This window comes from Micromonospora yongxingensis (genome assembly GCF_052601155.1).
The window spans coordinates 273,943-288,801 of sequence record NZ_JBQXEO010000001.1; the positions used below are offsets into that span (position 1 = coordinate 273,943).

General features: G+C 73.0%; 11 protein-coding genes and 1 riboswitch. Of the genes, 6 read left to right on the top strand and 5 right to left on the bottom strand.

Annotated features, from left to right (window positions below; translation table 11 throughout):
- Positions 1-10 precede the first annotated feature (10 nt).
- Positions 11-146: riboswitch (SAM riboswitch) on the top strand.
- Positions 147-157: 11 nt separating this feature from the next.
- Together thrC and ACTWLT_RS01290 are read left to right on the top strand one after the other, a co-directional pair.
- A complete protein-coding gene (thrC, locus tag ACTWLT_RS01285; protein WP_445316798.1) occupies positions 158-1,444 on the top strand; it encodes a threonine synthase in 1,287 nt (428 codons plus the stop codon).
- Positions 1,445-1,755: 311 nt separating this feature from the next.
- Positions 1,756-2,775, top strand: a complete 1,020-nt coding sequence (locus ACTWLT_RS01290) for a GNAT family N-acetyltransferase (RefSeq protein ID WP_445316799.1) — start codon at positions 1,756-1,758, stop codon at positions 2,773-2,775.
- 8 nt (positions 2,776-2,783) lie between these two features.
- On the opposite strand, the gene ACTWLT_RS01295 is transcribed toward ACTWLT_RS01290, so the two are convergent.
- A complete protein-coding gene (locus tag ACTWLT_RS01295) occupies positions 2,784-4,976 on the bottom strand; it encodes a hypothetical protein (protein WP_445316800.1) in 2,193 nt (730 codons plus the stop codon).
- 123 nt (positions 4,977-5,099) lie between these two features.
- Here ACTWLT_RS01295 and paaN point away from each other — a divergent pair, with 123 nt between their 5' ends.
- Positions 5,100-6,773, top strand: coding sequence for a phenylacetic acid degradation protein PaaN (gene paaN / locus ACTWLT_RS01300; RefSeq protein ID WP_252417224.1), 1,674 nt, complete (start codon positions 5,100-5,102; stop codon positions 6,771-6,773).
- Between the two features lie 171 nt (positions 6,774-6,944).
- Here paaN and ACTWLT_RS01305 read toward each other — a convergent pair whose 3' ends face one another.
- Positions 6,945-7,400 carry a GNAT family N-acetyltransferase gene (locus ACTWLT_RS01305; protein ID WP_445317037.1) on the bottom strand — a complete coding sequence of 152 codons (456 nt, stop codon included), beginning with the start codon at positions 7,398-7,400 and terminating at the stop codon, positions 6,945-6,947.
- Positions 7,401-7,761: 361 nt separating this feature from the next.
- On the opposite strand from ACTWLT_RS01305, the gene ACTWLT_RS01310 reads away from it, so the two are divergent.
- The 3 genes from ACTWLT_RS01310 (at position 7,762) to groL (ending at position 11,029) form a co-directional block, all read left to right on the top strand.
- A complete protein-coding gene (locus ACTWLT_RS01310) occupies positions 7,762-7,965 on the top strand; it encodes a cold-shock protein (protein ID WP_007073263.1) in 204 nt (67 codons plus the stop codon).
- Positions 7,966-8,065: 100 nt separating this feature from the next.
- A complete protein-coding gene (locus ACTWLT_RS01315; RefSeq protein ID WP_445316801.1) occupies positions 8,066-9,139 on the top strand; it encodes a hypothetical protein in 1,074 nt (357 codons plus the stop codon).
- Between the two features lie 267 nt (positions 9,140-9,406).
- Entirely contained in the window at positions 9,407-11,029 is a 1,623-nt protein-coding gene (gene groL / locus ACTWLT_RS01320) for a chaperonin GroEL (protein ID WP_089018750.1), read from the top strand.
- A gap of 56 nt (positions 11,030-11,085) precedes the next feature.
- Here groL and ACTWLT_RS01325 read toward each other — a convergent pair whose 3' ends face one another.
- The 3 genes from ACTWLT_RS01325 to ACTWLT_RS01335 all read right to left on the bottom strand — a co-directional run bounded on the left by ACTWLT_RS01325 (position 11,086) and on the right by ACTWLT_RS01335 (position 14,837).
- A complete protein-coding gene (locus ACTWLT_RS01325) occupies positions 11,086-11,328 on the bottom strand; it encodes a hypothetical protein (RefSeq protein ID WP_445316802.1) in 243 nt (80 codons plus the stop codon).
- Between the two features lie 86 nt (positions 11,329-11,414).
- Complete coding sequence (locus ACTWLT_RS01330; RefSeq protein ID WP_445316803.1) at positions 11,415-12,350, bottom strand: GNAT family N-acetyltransferase; 936 nt, start codon at positions 12,348-12,350, stop codon at positions 11,415-11,417.
- 15 nt (positions 12,351-12,365) lie between these two features.
- Positions 12,366-14,837: a S8 family serine peptidase gene (locus tag ACTWLT_RS01335; RefSeq protein ID WP_445316804.1), complete on the bottom strand. Its 2,472-nt coding sequence runs from the start codon at positions 14,835-14,837 to the stop codon at positions 12,366-12,368.
- Positions 14,838-14,859 lie beyond the last annotated feature (22 nt).

Below are 14,859 nucleotides of genomic sequence, written 5' to 3' on the forward strand. Positions count from 1 at the left end.
ACAACTGCATACCTCATCCAGAGGGGCTGAGGGATACGGCCCGACGACGCCCCGGCAACCACCCCGCGCGCTCACCGCTGAGCGACCCGCGGGGCAGGTGCCAATTCCGTCCCCGCCGCACCGTGCGATGCGGGGAAAGATGAGAGGACTCCTCGACATGACGTCGACGTTCGCCGCCTCCGGCATCGACACCTCCGCCAGCCCCGCCCGCGCCCTGGTCTGCCGCGCCTGTTCGGCCCGCTACCCGCTCGCCGCCCAGCACGCCTGTTACGAGTGTTTCGGGCCGCTGGAGGTCGACTACGACACCGCCGCCCTGGCCACCGTCACCCGTGAGCAGATCGAGGCCGGCCCGGACAACATCTGGCGGTACGCCGCGCTGCTGCCCGCCGGCCAGGAACCGTCCACCCGGGTCACCCTCAACCCGGGGCTCACCCCGCTGGTGGCGGCCCCGCACCTCGCCGCCGAACTGGGCATCACCGCGCCGCTCTGGGTCAAGGACGACAGCGCCAACCCGACCCACTCGTTCAAGGACCGGGTCGTGTCGGTGGCGCTGACCGCCGCGAGGGCGCTCGGCTTCAACCGGTTCGCCTGCGCCTCCACCGGCAACCTGGCCAACTCGGTGGCCGCGCACGCCGCCCGCGCCGGGGTGCCCTCGGTGGTCTTCATCCCCAGTGACCTGGAGCAGGGCAAGGTCATCACCACCGCGGTCTACGGCGGCGAGCTGGTCGCCATCGACGGCTCGTACGACGACGTGAACCGGCTCTGCGGCGAGCTGGTGGAGACCGACGAGTTCGAGGACACCGCGTTCGTCAACGTCAACGTCCGGCCGTACTACGCGGAGGGCTCCAAGACGCTCGGCTACGAGGTGGCCGAGCAGCTCGGCTGGCGGATCCCGGCGCAGGTGGTCATCCCGATGGCCAGTGGCGAGCTGCTCACCAAGATTGACAAGGCGTTCTCCGAGCTGGTCGAGATCGGTCTGGTCGAGGCGCCGGCCGGCGGCTGGAAGGTCTTCGGCGCCCAGTCCGCCGGCTGCAACCCGATCGCCACGGCCCTGCACGCCGACACCGACACGATCACCCCGGTCAAGCCCACCGGCATCGCCAAGTCGCTCAACATCGGCGACCCGGCCGCCGGCCTCTACGCCCTGGAGGCCGTCCGCCGCACCGGCGGCTGGATGGAGTACGCCGACGACGACGAGATCCGCGCCGGCATCCGCCAGTTGGCCCGGACCACCGGCGTCTTCGCGGAGACCGCGGGCGGCGTCACCGTGGCGGTGCTGCGCAAGCTGGTCGAGTCCGGTCGGCTCGACCCGGCGGCGGAAACCGTCGTGTTCAACACCGGCGAGGGCCTGAAGACCATCGACGCGGTAGCCGGGCAGGTCGGCCCGACCCACCACATCAAGCCCTCCCTCCGCGCCGCTCGCGACGCCGGCCTCCTCGGCTGACCGCACCTGACCGCCGCGACGGGTCAGCGGGCTCGACGGACGAGGGAGGATCACCCGGAAGGGGGATCAGGCCGATCCGCCGGGTAACTGGCTTTTCGCGTTGAGTGTGGAAAACCCGCCGCTCTGGACTTGACGACAGGAACCGGACGGCGCAAGATGCTCCGTGCGGGAGGGCATTTCGCCGAAGACTTTTGAAGTTCTTGCGACCCAACGCCGGAGGCGTTGTGCGAGTGCCCCTCCCGACCACGTCCGATCGGGCCAGCGAAATAATTCGCTGGCCCGATCGTTTTTCCCGGTGCACGCTCGGCGGCATGAGCATCACCATCGCGTCGTTCGACGGCGCCGACCGGGCCGCGGTCGACGAGGCGTACCGGATCGGCGCGGCGGCCAACGACGCCGACCTGCCGGACTTCCCGCCGTTCTGCCGGCGGCGCTTCGACGCGTTCTTCCACACGCCGATGCCCGGCACCGCCACGCTCTGGGCCCTGGCCCGGCTCGACGGCGTCCCGGCCGGCTACCTCCAGCTGGACCTGCCCCAGCTCGACAACACCGACAACGCCACCGCCGAGCTGGTGGTGCATCCCGAGCTGCGGCGGCGGGGCGTCGGCCGGGCACTGCACGAGTACGGGGTGCGCCTGCTGCGCGAGCACGGGCGCAAGCGGGTGGTCGCCATGACCGTCTCGGCGCTGCCGGACGGGCCGGCCCGGACGGGGGCGGGTGACGCGTTCGCCGCCGCGACCGGAGCCCACTCCGCGCTGGCCGAGGTGCGTCGCCGGCTGGAGGTCGCCGCCATCGACCGGGTCGCGCTGAGGGCGGCCCTGGCCGAGGCCCACGCGCTGGCCGAGGGTTACCAGTCGGTCTGCTGGCAGGGCGCGACCCCGCAGGAGTACGTGGCGGACGTCGCCTACCTGGACGGCCGGCTGCTGATGGACGCGCCCATGGGCGACGTGCAGTGGGAACCGGAGCAGGTGGACGCCGAGCGGATCCGCGGCACCGAACGCGCTCTGGACGCCAGGGGCCGGCGGCGCTACCACCTCGGGGTACGCCACGAGGAGTCCGGCCGGTTGGTCGCCTGGACGCTGCTCGACGTGGGCGCCTCCGCCGACTGGCACGCGTTCCAGCAGATCACCATCGTCGACCCGGCCCACCGTGGGCACCGGCTCGGCCTGCTCGCCAAGATTGAGAACCTGCACCATCTGCTCACCCACGAGCAGGAGGTCCGCGTCATCGACACGTTCAACGCGGCCAGCAACAGCTACATGGTGGCGATCAACGAGCGGCTCGGTTTCCGCCCGGTGGACTCCTGGAACAACTGGCAGCTCACGCTCTGACCCGCCGGTCAGCCGTCCGGCCGGTCCAACCGCCCGACCAACTCGCTGACCGCGGCGTGGAAGTCCTCGTCCGGGGTGAACGTGTGACCCCGCACCGGGGGCGGCACGGTGTCGGTCGGCGGGATGAGCAGGCCCTTCGGATCCCGTACCCGGCGGTCGACCCGGGCGGCCGGGTCGTCGGGTCCGCCGGGGAACGGGGCGAACACCGGCCCACCCACCGCGTCGGTGTAGCGCCAGAGGTTGATCCACCGCCAGGACAACCGGTTGCCGACCTCGCACAACATCTCGTCGCTGACGTACGCGGGGAAGACGCGGCGGTACCGGTTCCCGAGCGGGGTGGCGTAGGTGAGCAGGGCGACCCTCCGGCGGCAGTCGTCCGGAAGCTGGAGGACGGTCACCGCGGCCAGCACGCTGCCGTGGCTCTGCCCGGAGAGCACCACCCCGTTCCCGTCGGCGGTCAGCTGCCTGATCCGGCGGGTCAGCTCGGGGATCGCCCGCTCGACGTAGCAGGGCGGGGCGAGCGGGTGCGCGGCGCGTGGCCAGAAGGTGGCCAGTTGCCAGAGCACCCCGACCAGCCGGATCGCGCCGGACCGGTAGGCGAAGAGTCCCAGCACGGCGAGGACCAGGGCGAACAGGCCGATCAGCAGGGCGCCCAGGTCGGTCACGAAGATCACCGGACGGGCCAGTGACTCGCCGCCGAGCCAGAGGGCGAGCACACCCGGCCCGTGGCCGGTGACCGACAGTCCGGCCGCCGCCAGGGTGAGCAGCACCAGCACCACGTACGCGGTGGACAACAGCCGCCCGAGCCGCTCCGTCAGCCCGGCCCGCACGATCGCGTCGCGGACGGCCCGGACCCGCTCCGGGGGCACCTGTGACGATTCCGGGTAGTCCCGCCGGACCAGCTCCTCGGCCGCGCGGCGACGGCGGGCCCGCTGGATGCGGGGGACGAGCAGCGCCGTCACGACCACCACGAGCACCGCCAGGGAGAACCCGAGGGTGACCCAGCGGTAGGCGACCGGCGGCGACAGCGGTGGCGCGCCGGGCGGCAGCGGCCGGGCCGGAGTCGGGCTGGAACCACGGTCCAGATATTCGGCGAGCCCGTAGGTCAGGCCCGAGGAGTAGGCCACGCCCAGCCCGATCGCGACGGAGATCAGCACCGGTGCGCCCAGCCCGCTGAGCAGGAACCGAGGCCGTGGCAGGTGGCGGCGCTGCACCACGACCACCAGGCCCAGCACCGCCAGCAGCGCCAACTGCCCGGCGAAGAGGCCGGCCACCAGCACGCCGTACCCGGGCAGCGTCCCCTCGGCCGACCACGGCGGCCGGGGCGCCAGCGCGTACCCCAGGGTCAGTGCGGTGAGCGCGATCGCCGCCCACCGGACACCCCGTGCGCTCACGTGGTCCTGCTCGCCGCGCCGCTCGATGGCCGGGCGGCAGAGCAGCGCCACCGCGCCGGCGAGCAGCACCACGTCCGCGGCCAGCAGCAGCCAGCCGGGCAGGGCGGCGTCGTGCGGGGCCAGAGCCAGCAGCAGGGCGACGTCGAGCGTGCCCAACGCCACCGCGACGTGGACCGAGCGCAGCCGGCGCAGCAGGGAACGGGTGTCCCAGAAGGCGGGCGAGTCGAGCCGGTCCGCGCCCACCCCCGGCACGGGGGCACCATCCTCGGGGAGCTGCCAGGTCCGGGCACCGAGCCGCCAGATCACGACGATCGCGATGATCGGCGGTACGGCCAGCAGCGCGAGGCGCTGGCCCGGCGGCACGCCGCCCAGCCAGGAGATCTCCCGGCGCCCGTCCATGCACCTCGGGTAGGCCGCGCACTGCCACGCGATCAGGTCGAGGGACACCCCGACGGTGGAGAGCACGTACATCGCGGTCATCGTCGCGGCCAGTAGGCGGCACAGCGCCCGCGCGGCGGCACCTCCGCGACCGGGAACCGGCAGCATCCAGACCGCGATGTTGCTGAGCATGAACGGCAGAAGCAGGACCAGGGAGAACGTCCGCGTCGCGGTGCCGCCGGCCAACCGGCTCCAGCGGTACGCCTCAAGGGTCGCCCCACCCCGGTCCGTGGCGTCGCCGTAGCCGGGCCGGGGCCGGTAGAAGCCGGCGTTGTCGTCTCCCGCGACCCGTACCACGATGGGCCGGTCGAGGATCGCCTCGGGACCCCTGTCGGCGACCCCGTGCACGCGGATCTCGGTGATCCCCACCCGTCGCCCTCCCTGGCCGGAGGCCCGCGGTTACCCGCTGCCGCCCCGGGCAATCCCGCCCCGCCCGCACGGTCGGACATCGGCGCTACTGCTGCACGGCGTGGCTCAGGCATGATGGCGGGCATGACGGAGACCCCGCATCCCCTGTACGACAGGCACGCCGACACCCTCAACCGTGCGCTGACCGCGATCACGGAGCGGGGCTACTGGTCCGCCTATCCCGAGTCCCCCAGCCCCCGTGTGTACGGCGAGACCGCGGCCGCCGACGGCAAGGCCGCCTTCGAGGCGTACCTGGGTGGCGACTTCCCCCTCGACCAGCCGGGCACGGGTGACCGGGTCGCCACCGAGGCGAGCCCGTTCGGCGTGGAGCTGGCGGTGCGCTACCCGCATGCCGGCGCCGACCAGTTGGTCGCCGCCGCCTCCGCGGCGCTGCCGACCTGGCGCGACGCCGGCCCGCAGGCCCGGGTGGGGGTCTGCCTGGAAATCCTCGACCGGCTGCACAAGCACATCTTCGAGCTGGCCAACGCGGTGCAGTTCACCAGCGGGCAGGCGTTCGTGATGGCCTTCCAGGCCGGCGGCGCCCACGCTCTGGACCGGGCGCTGGAGGCGTTGGCGTACGCGTACGCCGAGATGACCCGGCACCCGGCGACGGCCGGTTGGGAGAAGTCCGCCGGCAAGGGTGACCCGCTGCGGATGACCAAGACGTTCCACGTGGTGCCGCGTGGTGTGGCGCTGGTGATCGGCTGCAACACCTTCCCGACCTGGAACTCGTACCCGGGGCTGTTCGCCTCGCTGGTCACCGGCAACCCGGTGCTCGTCAAGCCGCACCCCCGCGCGGTGCTGCCGCTGGCCATCACCGTGAAGTACGCCCGGGAGGTGCTCGCCGAGGCCGGCTTCGACCCGAACCTCATCATGCTGGCGGCCGAGGCGCCCGGCGAGAAGCTCGCCAGCGACCTGGCCCTGCACCGGTCCGTCAAGATCGTCGACTTCACCGGTTCCACCGAGTACGGCGACTGGCTGGAGACGCACGCCCGGCAGGCGGCGGTCTACACCGAGAAGGCCGGCCTGAACACCGTGGTCATCGACTCCACCGACGACTTCGCCGGCATGTGCCGCAACCTCGGCTTCACGCTGACCCTCTACAGCGGCCAGATGTGCACGACCTCGCAGAACATCCTCATCCCGGCGGGCGGCATCGAGACCGACCAGGGGCACAAGAGCTTCGACGAGGTGGCCGGCGGGATCGCCGCGGCGGTCGGCAAGCTGACCGCCGACCCGGCCCGGGGCGTGGAGCTGACCGGCGCCATCGTCAACGACGGCGTGCTGGAGCGGCTGGCCGAGGTGACCAAGGTCGGCGAGCCGGTGCTGGAGTCGCGGGCCGTGACGCACCCGGCGTACGCGGACGCGGTGGTGCGTACCCCGACGATCGTGAAGTTGGGCGCGGACGACGCCGAGACGTACGGCCGGGAGTGGTTCGGGCCGATCTCGTTCGCCATCGCCACCGAGTCCACCGCGCACAGCCTGGAGCTGCTGCGCCGGACGGTCGGCGAGAAGGGCGCGCTCACCGCGGGGGTCTACTCCACCGACGAGTCGGTGCTGGACGCCACCGAGGCGGTGGCTGTCGAGGTCGGTGTGCACCTGTCCTGCAACCTGACCGGCGGGGTCTTCGTGAACCAGTCGGCGGCCTTCTCCGACTTCCACGGCAGCGGCGCCAACGCGGCGGCGAACTCGGCGCTGACCGATGGGGCGTACGTGGCCAACCGGTTCCGGATCGTGCAGTCGCGGCGTCCTGTCTGATCTTTGGTTGCTGTCGGGGTTTCCGGGGCAGCCCGCCCCGCTCCGGGCGGTCAGGCTTGATCCCTGCGCGGGGCGGGCTGCCCCGGAAACCCTCCCGGGTCGCGCTGGTCGCGACCGTCCGGGTCTCGGGTGTGGATCATGGGGCTTCTGCCCTGGGAGGGTGTCTTTGGTTCAGGCGGGTCTGCGCATCTGGAGTTCGGTCAGTGCGGGGATGGTGGGGTGGGGGACGCGTACGCCGGTGTCGGTGAAGCCCAGCCGCTGGTAGGCCCGGTAGGCGCGGTCGTTGCCGACCACCACCTCCAATAGCAACTCCGGCCGGCCGCAGGCGCGCGACCAGGTGGCCACCTCGTCGATCAGGTCGCCGAGCAGCCCGGTGCCCCGCCAAGCGGGCGTGACGTAGACCGCGTAGATCACCGTCAGCCCCGCCTCGCGCGGCGCGACCGTGCCCCCGGCGTGCCCGACGAACCGGCCGCCGGGATCCGCCACGAACTGGGCGGTCTCCGAGCCGCGTGAGGTGTACGCCACGCGGGCGGCGAACTCGGCGTGCGGTCGGGCCGCCGCGTCGGCGATCGTCTCCAGGAAGGCCAGCGGGGCGTCGGCGAGCATCTCCAGCCGGAGCGCGCGCATCCGGGCCGCGTCCGCCGGACGTACCCGCCGGATCGGGACGCGTGGCGCCGTGCCCACCGTGCCGCCGGCGCCGTCGCGCCGTTCGGGCGCGCCGCTGTCGGTGCCGCTGCCGTCCGCCCGGCTGGGCGCGCTGTTCATGCCGCATACCTATCACAGCGATGGTTGACAATCCCGCGGCACCCGTCACGGACCCGAAATATGCCCGGTTTGTGGTCGTGCGCGGCCGTCACTCCTCGTGTAGCGTGCGATTTCGGTCACCTGCCTCAGCGGCCGTCATCGATCGCCGGGGTGGTGGTCCGATGGCGCTCGGCCGTGCCGTGTGCCGGGGCAGGGAACGCCGCGCAGAGTGAGGAAGTGCACCGTGGCACAGGGCACCGTGAAGTGGTTCAACGCCGAAAAGGGCTACGGCTTCATCGCCGTCGACGGCGGTCAGGACGTGTTCGTCCACTTCTCCGCGATCGAGATGGACGGCTACAAGGCGTTGGACGACGGTCAGCGGGTGGAGTTCGAGATCGCCCAGGGCCAGAAGGGTCCGCAGGCGGAGCGGGTACGCGTCGTCGCCTGAGCGGGACGCCGCCGCTGAGGGCGCTGCCGGCCCGGGGCAGCGGCGCGCGGCCGGACCCTGGAAGATCGTGAACCATTCCAGCCGTCGCTGAGGAGGGTTCATGTCCGACCAGCCACCCCCGGCCGTCCCGCCACCGGGCCAGCCCGATCCGTCCGGCCCTCCGCCCGGCTGGGATCCGACCGTGCCACCTGCCTGGGGGCCGCCCCCCGGGCCGCCGCCGCAGGGCTGGGTGTTCCCACCCACCGGCGGCTATCCGGTCGGTGCCGGCCCGTACGGCGGGCAGCCCTGGTATCCGGGCCCGCCGCCCGGCGGCTGGTACCCGCCGGGCGTCGACCCGTCCGACCGGCTGGTCACCCCGCCCGGCGCCGGGTTGAGCGGCTGGTTCGAGCGGTGCACGGGCGCGGTCCAGCGCGGTTGGCGTCTGCTGCTGCCCATCCTGCTGCTCACCCAGGTGTTGCCGGCGGCGGTGCTGTCGGTGCTCTCGCTCGGGCTGGACCCGAGCGCGGACTGGGAGACCGGCGCCATCGACGAGTCGACCGCGCTGCCCGACACCTTCTTCACCGACCTGGCCTCCATGTTCCTGGTGCTCATCGGCGGCAGCCTGCTGATCGGGCTGGTGCAGGCCGTGGGTTGGGCCGCCGGCACCTGGGTGATCACCCGGCAGGCGGCCGGCGAGCCGGTGAACCTGGGCGACGCGCTGCGCTTCGGTCTGCGCCGGGCGCTCGGGCTCTGGGGCTGGACGCTCCTGGTCGGCGTGATCGTCGGCCTCGGCGTCTGTTTCTGCGTCCTGCCCGGCATCTACCTCGCCTTCGCGCTCAGCATGGCCGGGCCGGTGTATCTCTTCGAGCGGTACAACCCGATCGGCCGGTCGTTCCGGATGTTCCACGACCGGTTGGGGCTGCTGCTGGGTCGGGTGGCGCTGGTGGCGGCCGCGGTGATCGTCGTCAGCGTGGTCGCCGGCGTGCTGGAGGGCGTGGGAACCGCCCCGTTCGGCGTTGACCCGCTCGCCACCCCGGGTTCCGCCGTCGGCGTGGTGCTGGTGATCGCCCTCAGCGCGGTGCTGGCCCTCCCCGCCCATCTCGCGCAGCTGGTGGGGCTGCTGGTGACGTACGCCGAGCAGCGGGTTCATGAGAGGCCGGTGAACAGCCCCGGACTGGTTGCGGAACTCGGCTGACGACGGCGGTCGTGCTTGCACTCGGCAGGGGAGAGTGCTAAACAAGGTATTGGCACTCGCATACCGCGAGTGCCAATGGTCGGGACGGTGGGGCCAGTTGCACCGGCGTGGAGACGCCGGGGCGGCATGGCCGGTCGTCGCGGGCTATCCGGCCCGGCCGAAGGACGTCGTCGTCGCCAGGTGGCGACGTCCCAAGGTGCGTACACCAGGCGGCCCATCCGGGGCACATCTCGGGTGGCCCGTGAGTGTCCAGGAGGACAACGCCGTATGGCCAAGATGATCGCGTTCGACGAAGAGGCGCGCCGCGGCCTCGAGCGAGGCATGAACCAGCTCGCTGACGCCGTAAAGGTGACCCTCGGCCCCAAGGGCCGCAACGTCGTGCTCGAGAAGAAGTGGGGTGCCCCCACCATCACCAACGATGGTGTGAGCATCGCCAAGGAGATCGAGCTCGAGGACCCGTACGAGAAGATCGGCGCCGAGCTGGTCAAGGAGGTCGCCAAGAAGACCGACGACGTTGCCGGTGACGGCACGACGACGGCGACCGTCCTGGCCCAGGCCCTGGTTCGCGAGGGCCTGCGCAACGTGGCCGCTGGCGCCAACCCGATGGCCCTGAAGCGGGGCATCGAGGCCGCGGTCGCGAGCGTCTCGGAGGAGCTGTCCAAGCTCGCCAAGGACGTCGAGACCAAGGAGCAGATCGCCTCCACCGCCTCCATCTCCGCTGGCGACAGCACCGTCGGCGAGATCATCGCCGAGGCGATGGACAAGGTCGGCAAGGAAGGCGTCATCACCGTCGAGGAGAGCAACACCTTCGGCCTGGAGCTTGAGCTCACCGAGGGTATGCGCTTCGACAAGGGCTACATCTCGGCCTACTTCATGACCGACCCGGAGCGCATGGAGGCCGTCTTCGACGACCCCTACCTCCTGATCGTCAACAGCAAGATCTCGTCGGTCAAGGACCTGCTCCCGATCCTGGAGAAGGTCATGCAGTCGGGCAAGCCGCTGCTGATCATCTCCGAGGACATCGAGGGCGAGGCTCTGGCCACCCTGGTCGTCAACAAGGTCCGGGGCACCTTCAAGTCCGTCGCCGTGAAGGCGCCGGGCTTCGGTGACCGCCGCAAGGCCATGCTCGCTGACATCGCCATCCTCACCGGTGGCCAGGTCATCAGCGAGGAGGTCGGCCTCAAGCTGGACGCCGTCGGCCTCGACATGCTGGGCCGCGCCCGCAAGGTCGTGGTGACCAAGGACGAGACCACCATCGTCGACGGTGCCGGTGACGCCGAGCAGATCCAGGGCCGGGTCAACCAGATCCGGGCCGAGATCGACAAGAGCGACTCCGACTACGACCGGGAGAAGCTGCAGGAGCGGCTGGCCAAGCTGGCCGGCGGCGTTGCGGTGATCAAGGTCGGCGCGGCCACCGAGGTCGAGCTCAAGGAGCGCAAGCACCGCATCGAGGACGCCGTTCGCAACGCGAAGGCGGCCGTCGAGGAGGGCATCGTCCCGGGTGGTGGCGTCGCGCTGGTGCAGGCCGGCAAGACCGCCTTCGACAAGCTGGACCTGGTCGGCGACGAGGCGACCGGTGCCAACATCGTCAAGGTGGCGCTGGACGCGCCGCTGCGGCAGATCGCCGTCAACGCCGGCCTCGAGGGCGGCGTCGTGGTGGAGAAGGTCCGTAACCTCGAAGCGGGTCACGGCCTCAACGCCGCCAACGGCGAGTACGTGGACCTGCTGGCCGCGGGCATCATCGACCCGGCCAAGGTGACTCGTTCGGCGCTGCAGAACGCCGCCTCCATCGCGGCGCTCTTCCTCACCACCGAGGCCGTCGTCGCGGACAAGCCGGAGAAGACCCCGGCTGCCCCGGCTGGCCCGGGTGGCGGGGACATGGACTTCTGAGTCCAGTTCCGACACAGAACGGGGCGGGCCGCTGACGCGGTCCGCCCCGTTCGTCGTCAGGTGGGCAACGGGCGCTGGTTGCGCCGCTTCTGCGCCCGGTCGTACGGCGGTGGCAGCTGGATGGGTGCGTCCACCATCTCCTGCGGCTCCTCGATCACCGGCTCACCGGCGGTCATCTCGGCCAACTGCTCGGCGTCGCCGAAGTCGAGCCGGTCGAACGGCGGTTGGCCGGGGAGTTCGCCGACCGGTTTCCAGGTCACGGGCGGGCCGTCCTCGGTCTGGTCGTCATCCGTGGTCATGGCTGCCTCCTCTACCGAAACGGTAGGGGGCGTCGATGCCCAAGGCAGGGTGAATGGCGTTATCCAGGTCTATATCCCATTCGTCCTTATTCAGCGTTGAGTGTCCGGCGGTACAGGAAGAAGACCCGCTCGATCCGGGCACCCGCGCTGCCCGAGTAGAACGGCACCGGGCCGACCCAGCCGATCTGCGCCCGGTCCAGGCCCGCCGCCTGCTGGTCGCGGAGGCAGCGACGCAGCAGCACGCCGCCGATGCCCGAACCCTCGGCGGCCGGCGCCGTGCCCATCGGCCCGAACCAGCTCGGCCGGGACGAGCCGTAGGCGGCGAAGCCCAACAGCTCGCCGCCCCGCTCCGCCAGGTGACAGCCGGCGCCCGCGCGGCCCACCGACTCGGCCAGCTCGCCGTCCCACGTACCGCCGAAGGTGGACCGGGCGAACGCGGTCAGCGCCGGCAGGTCGCCCGGCTCAGCCCGGCGTACCGTGATGCCCTGCCCGGCCAGCCGCTGCTCCGCCGCCTCGGTGGAACGCAGCGCCGGCGACCCGTCGTACGACAGGTCGGCGGTCATGTTCCAGGCCGTCCGGTCCTGCCGGTAGCCCAGGGCCACGGCGGCACAGACGGCCGGCGTGTACCGCACGTCGACGCCCGGCCAGGCGTAGTACGGCGGGTTCCCGGCCAGCAGCACCTCGGCCACCCCCCGCTCGGCGAGCACCCGCTCGGCCCGCGCCAGCAGGGCCCGACCGACGCCCCGGCGACGCTGCTCCGGGAGCACCGCGACCAGGTCCACGTGCCCGAGACCGGGGTCGGTCGACGACACCGAGCAGAGCAGCACACCAACCAGGTCCGCACCCCGGTACGCGCCCAGCCCGACCACCAGCCGCTCGGCGGCGGCCCGGGGCCAGAGCGCGTCCACCACGGGACCCGCCTCGGTGGCGTCCTCCGGCAGGTCGAGCGCCTGCTCGCAGAGTCGTACGACGGCGGGGGTCAGGTCGAGGGTCAGCTCGGTGATGGTGATCTCGGCGTCCATGGTCGCGACCCTAGATCACCGCTGGGCGGCGCGGACGGCAGCCAGAGCGTCGACCTGGCCGGCGCCGGTGACGTTCGCCGGGCCGCCGCAGGCGTCCGCCGGGTTGCGGGAGCGGTAGGTCGCCTCGGCGGGCGTCGCGGTGTCCCGCAGGATCTGCCGGGTCCGGGGCAGGTCGCCGACCAGCGCCGGGTTCGCCGACCACATCAGCGCCACCACGCCGGCCACCTGCGGGGTCGCCATCGACGTGCCGTCGAGCGCGGCGTAACCGCCACCCGGCATGGCCGACACCACGCCCACGCCGGGCGCCAGCACGTCCGGCTTGTGCAGGCCGCCCGGCACCGGCCCCCGGGCGGAGAACTCGGCCACCCGTCGCTGCGCGTCGACGGCGCCCACGGTCAACACGTCCGGGTACGGCGCGGGCGGGTCGTCGATCGACGCGCACCACGGGCCGGTGTTCCCGGCGGCGGCGACCACGAAGATCCCGGCGGCGTCCAGCGCGGCGGTGGCCGGCCGCAGCACACCCGGGTCGCAGCCCTCGATCGCCGGGCAGCCCCACGAGTTGGTCAGCACCTGGGGGGCGCGTTCGGGCCGGCCGTCGGTGAACGGGTCACCGCCGGTGGGGAAGGGGGCCAGCATGAACTGGAGGCAGTCCAGGTAGTGCCCGGGGCTGCCCAGGTTGCGGTCGAGGTTGACGCAGCCCACCCACTGGGCGTCCGGCGCCACCCCGATGCCGCCCCGCCCGACGGCGCTGCCCACCGTGTGGGTGCCGTGCCCGCCCTTGTCGGTCGGCGTCCGGGCGCCGTCCCACGGGTCGAACCAACTGTCGTCCCCGCCCCGGAACCCGGCCCGCAGCGCCGGGTGGTTGCCGTCCACCCCGGAGTCGGAGCTGCCCACCACGACGCCCGCGCCGGTCACACCGAGCTGCGACCAGACCTGGTCCGCGCCGAGCTGGCGGATGTTCCATTCCGGGCCGGTGGGCGCGGGCGCGGTGCCCCGGCTGTGCCCGGCCGGGGCCGGCAGTGGCCGCAGCCGCTGGCTGACCAGCACCCGGGCCACGCCCGGTCGGCTGCCGAGCCAGGCCCGCACCGCCGGGCCGCCGTCCACCTCGATCGCGTTCACCAGGTAGTACGGCACCGGGTTGAGTCGCAGCCGGGTCAACTCCCGACGCAGGTCGGCCTGGCTCCGGTCGGCGGTGGTCACCAGTCGCCGGTAGACCTCCGCCGCTCGGGCGTCGCGCCCGGCCCGCCCCGGTGCGCCGGCCGGAAGGCCGGTCAGGTCGGCCTGCTCGCGCAGCACCACCAGCAGCCGCTCGCCGTACAGGCCGGGTTGACCGGGACCGGCGTCGACGACGCCCACCCCCACCAGCAGCACCACCGCGGCCAGCGCGGCGACCCGCCGGCTGGGCGTACGGGCCGCACGCCGGGCCAGCAGCACCGCGTACCCGATGGCGACCAGGACCGCGACGGCGAGCCCGACGCCGGCGGCGACCGCCACCCAGAACGGCACGTCGCGGGTGCCGACCAGCAGCAGGCTGATCTCTTCCGGATCGGTGAAGGCCAGCGGGCCGAGCGCGGCCAGACCCACCAGCCAGCCGGTCGCCGCCCGGCCGGCGCGCACCGCGTCCGCGGCCTGGCGCTCGGACTCCGTCGTCCCGTCAGCGGTCGGACGCCAGATGGCGGCCCACAGGGCGGCCAGCGCGAAGCCCACCGGTGGCAGGGTCAGCAGCGCGGGTAGCTGCGCCCCGGACTGGCCCGTGCCCGCGGCGAGCAGCAGCAGCGCCACCCCGGCGACCAGGCCGCCGAGCAGCACCAGACGGGCCGGCCGTGGCGGCCGGCCGATCGCGAACCGGGACCAGAAGGCGGCGTCCAGCAGCGTCGCGGCCAACGCACCGAGCGCGGCCGCCGCCAGCAGGGCGAGAACCGTCTCCAGCGGCCCGCCGAGCGCGCCCAGCCACACCCACGGCAGCAGCAGCGCCAGCCCGGCGGCCACCGCGAGCAGCGGCACCGCGCCGACCGGCCCCCCGCCCACCGACGTGGCGGGCGCCGACCGGCGTGCCGACAACCGCACGACGAGCGCGGTGAGCGCCGCCGCGACCGCCAGTGCGGCCAGGTACGCCTCGTGGTGCACCTGCGGCACGACCCGCAGCAGCGTGAGTACACCGAGCGCGAGCGCCGCGCCCAGCCAGGCGCGGCCGGTGGCGCGGACCGCGGCCGACCGGGGCAGCGCGGCCAGCAGCAGCGCGGGCGTGCCCACCAGCACGACGGTGGCCAGGCCCAGCACCGGCCAGAGCCAGCCCACCCGGTCCCGTCCGAAGCCCAGCAGGACCTGGTCGGTGAGCCAGCCACCCGCCTGGGTCGCCACCGTGACAGCCACCGTCCAGCAGCCGGCGAGCACGGCCGCGACCGCCGGCCACGGACTGGCCCGGCCCGGCGGCGACGGCTGGTGAGGCCATGGTTGACCAGCGGGTGACGGGAAGCCGGCCTGCATGACTCGCACAGTACGGGGCGGG

What these genes read in the sequence shown, in the direction of transcription:
- thrC (WP_445316798.1), top strand. Translation starts at nt 158, where the DNA reads ATGACGTCGACGTTCGCCGCCTCCGGCATCGACACCTCCGCCAGCCCC.
- ACTWLT_RS01290 (WP_445316799.1), top strand. Translation starts at nt 1,756, where the DNA reads ATGAGCATCACCATCGCGTCGTTCGACGGCGCCGACCGGGCCGCGGTC.
- paaN (WP_252417224.1), top strand. Translation starts at nt 5,100, where the DNA reads ATGACGGAGACCCCGCATCCCCTGTACGACAGGCACGCCGACACCCTC.
- ACTWLT_RS01305 (WP_445317037.1), bottom strand. Translation starts at nt 7,400, where the DNA reads ATGCGCGCGCTCCGGCTGGAGATGCTCGCCGACGCCCCGCTGGCCTTC.
- ACTWLT_RS01315 (WP_445316801.1), top strand. Translation starts at nt 8,066, where the DNA reads ATGTCCGACCAGCCACCCCCGGCCGTCCCGCCACCGGGCCAGCCCGAT.
- groL (WP_089018750.1), top strand. Translation starts at nt 9,407, where the DNA reads ATGGCCAAGATGATCGCGTTCGACGAAGAGGCGCGCCGCGGCCTCGAG.
- ACTWLT_RS01325 (WP_445316802.1), bottom strand. Translation starts at nt 11,328, where the DNA reads ATGACCACGGATGACGACCAGACCGAGGACGGCCCGCCCGTGACCTGG.
- ACTWLT_RS01330 (WP_445316803.1), bottom strand. Translation starts at nt 12,350, where the DNA reads ATGGACGCCGAGATCACCATCACCGAGCTGACCCTCGACCTGACCCCC.
- ACTWLT_RS01335 (WP_445316804.1), bottom strand. Translation starts at nt 14,837, where the DNA reads ATGCAGGCCGGCTTCCCGTCACCCGCTGGTCAACCATGGCCTCACCAG.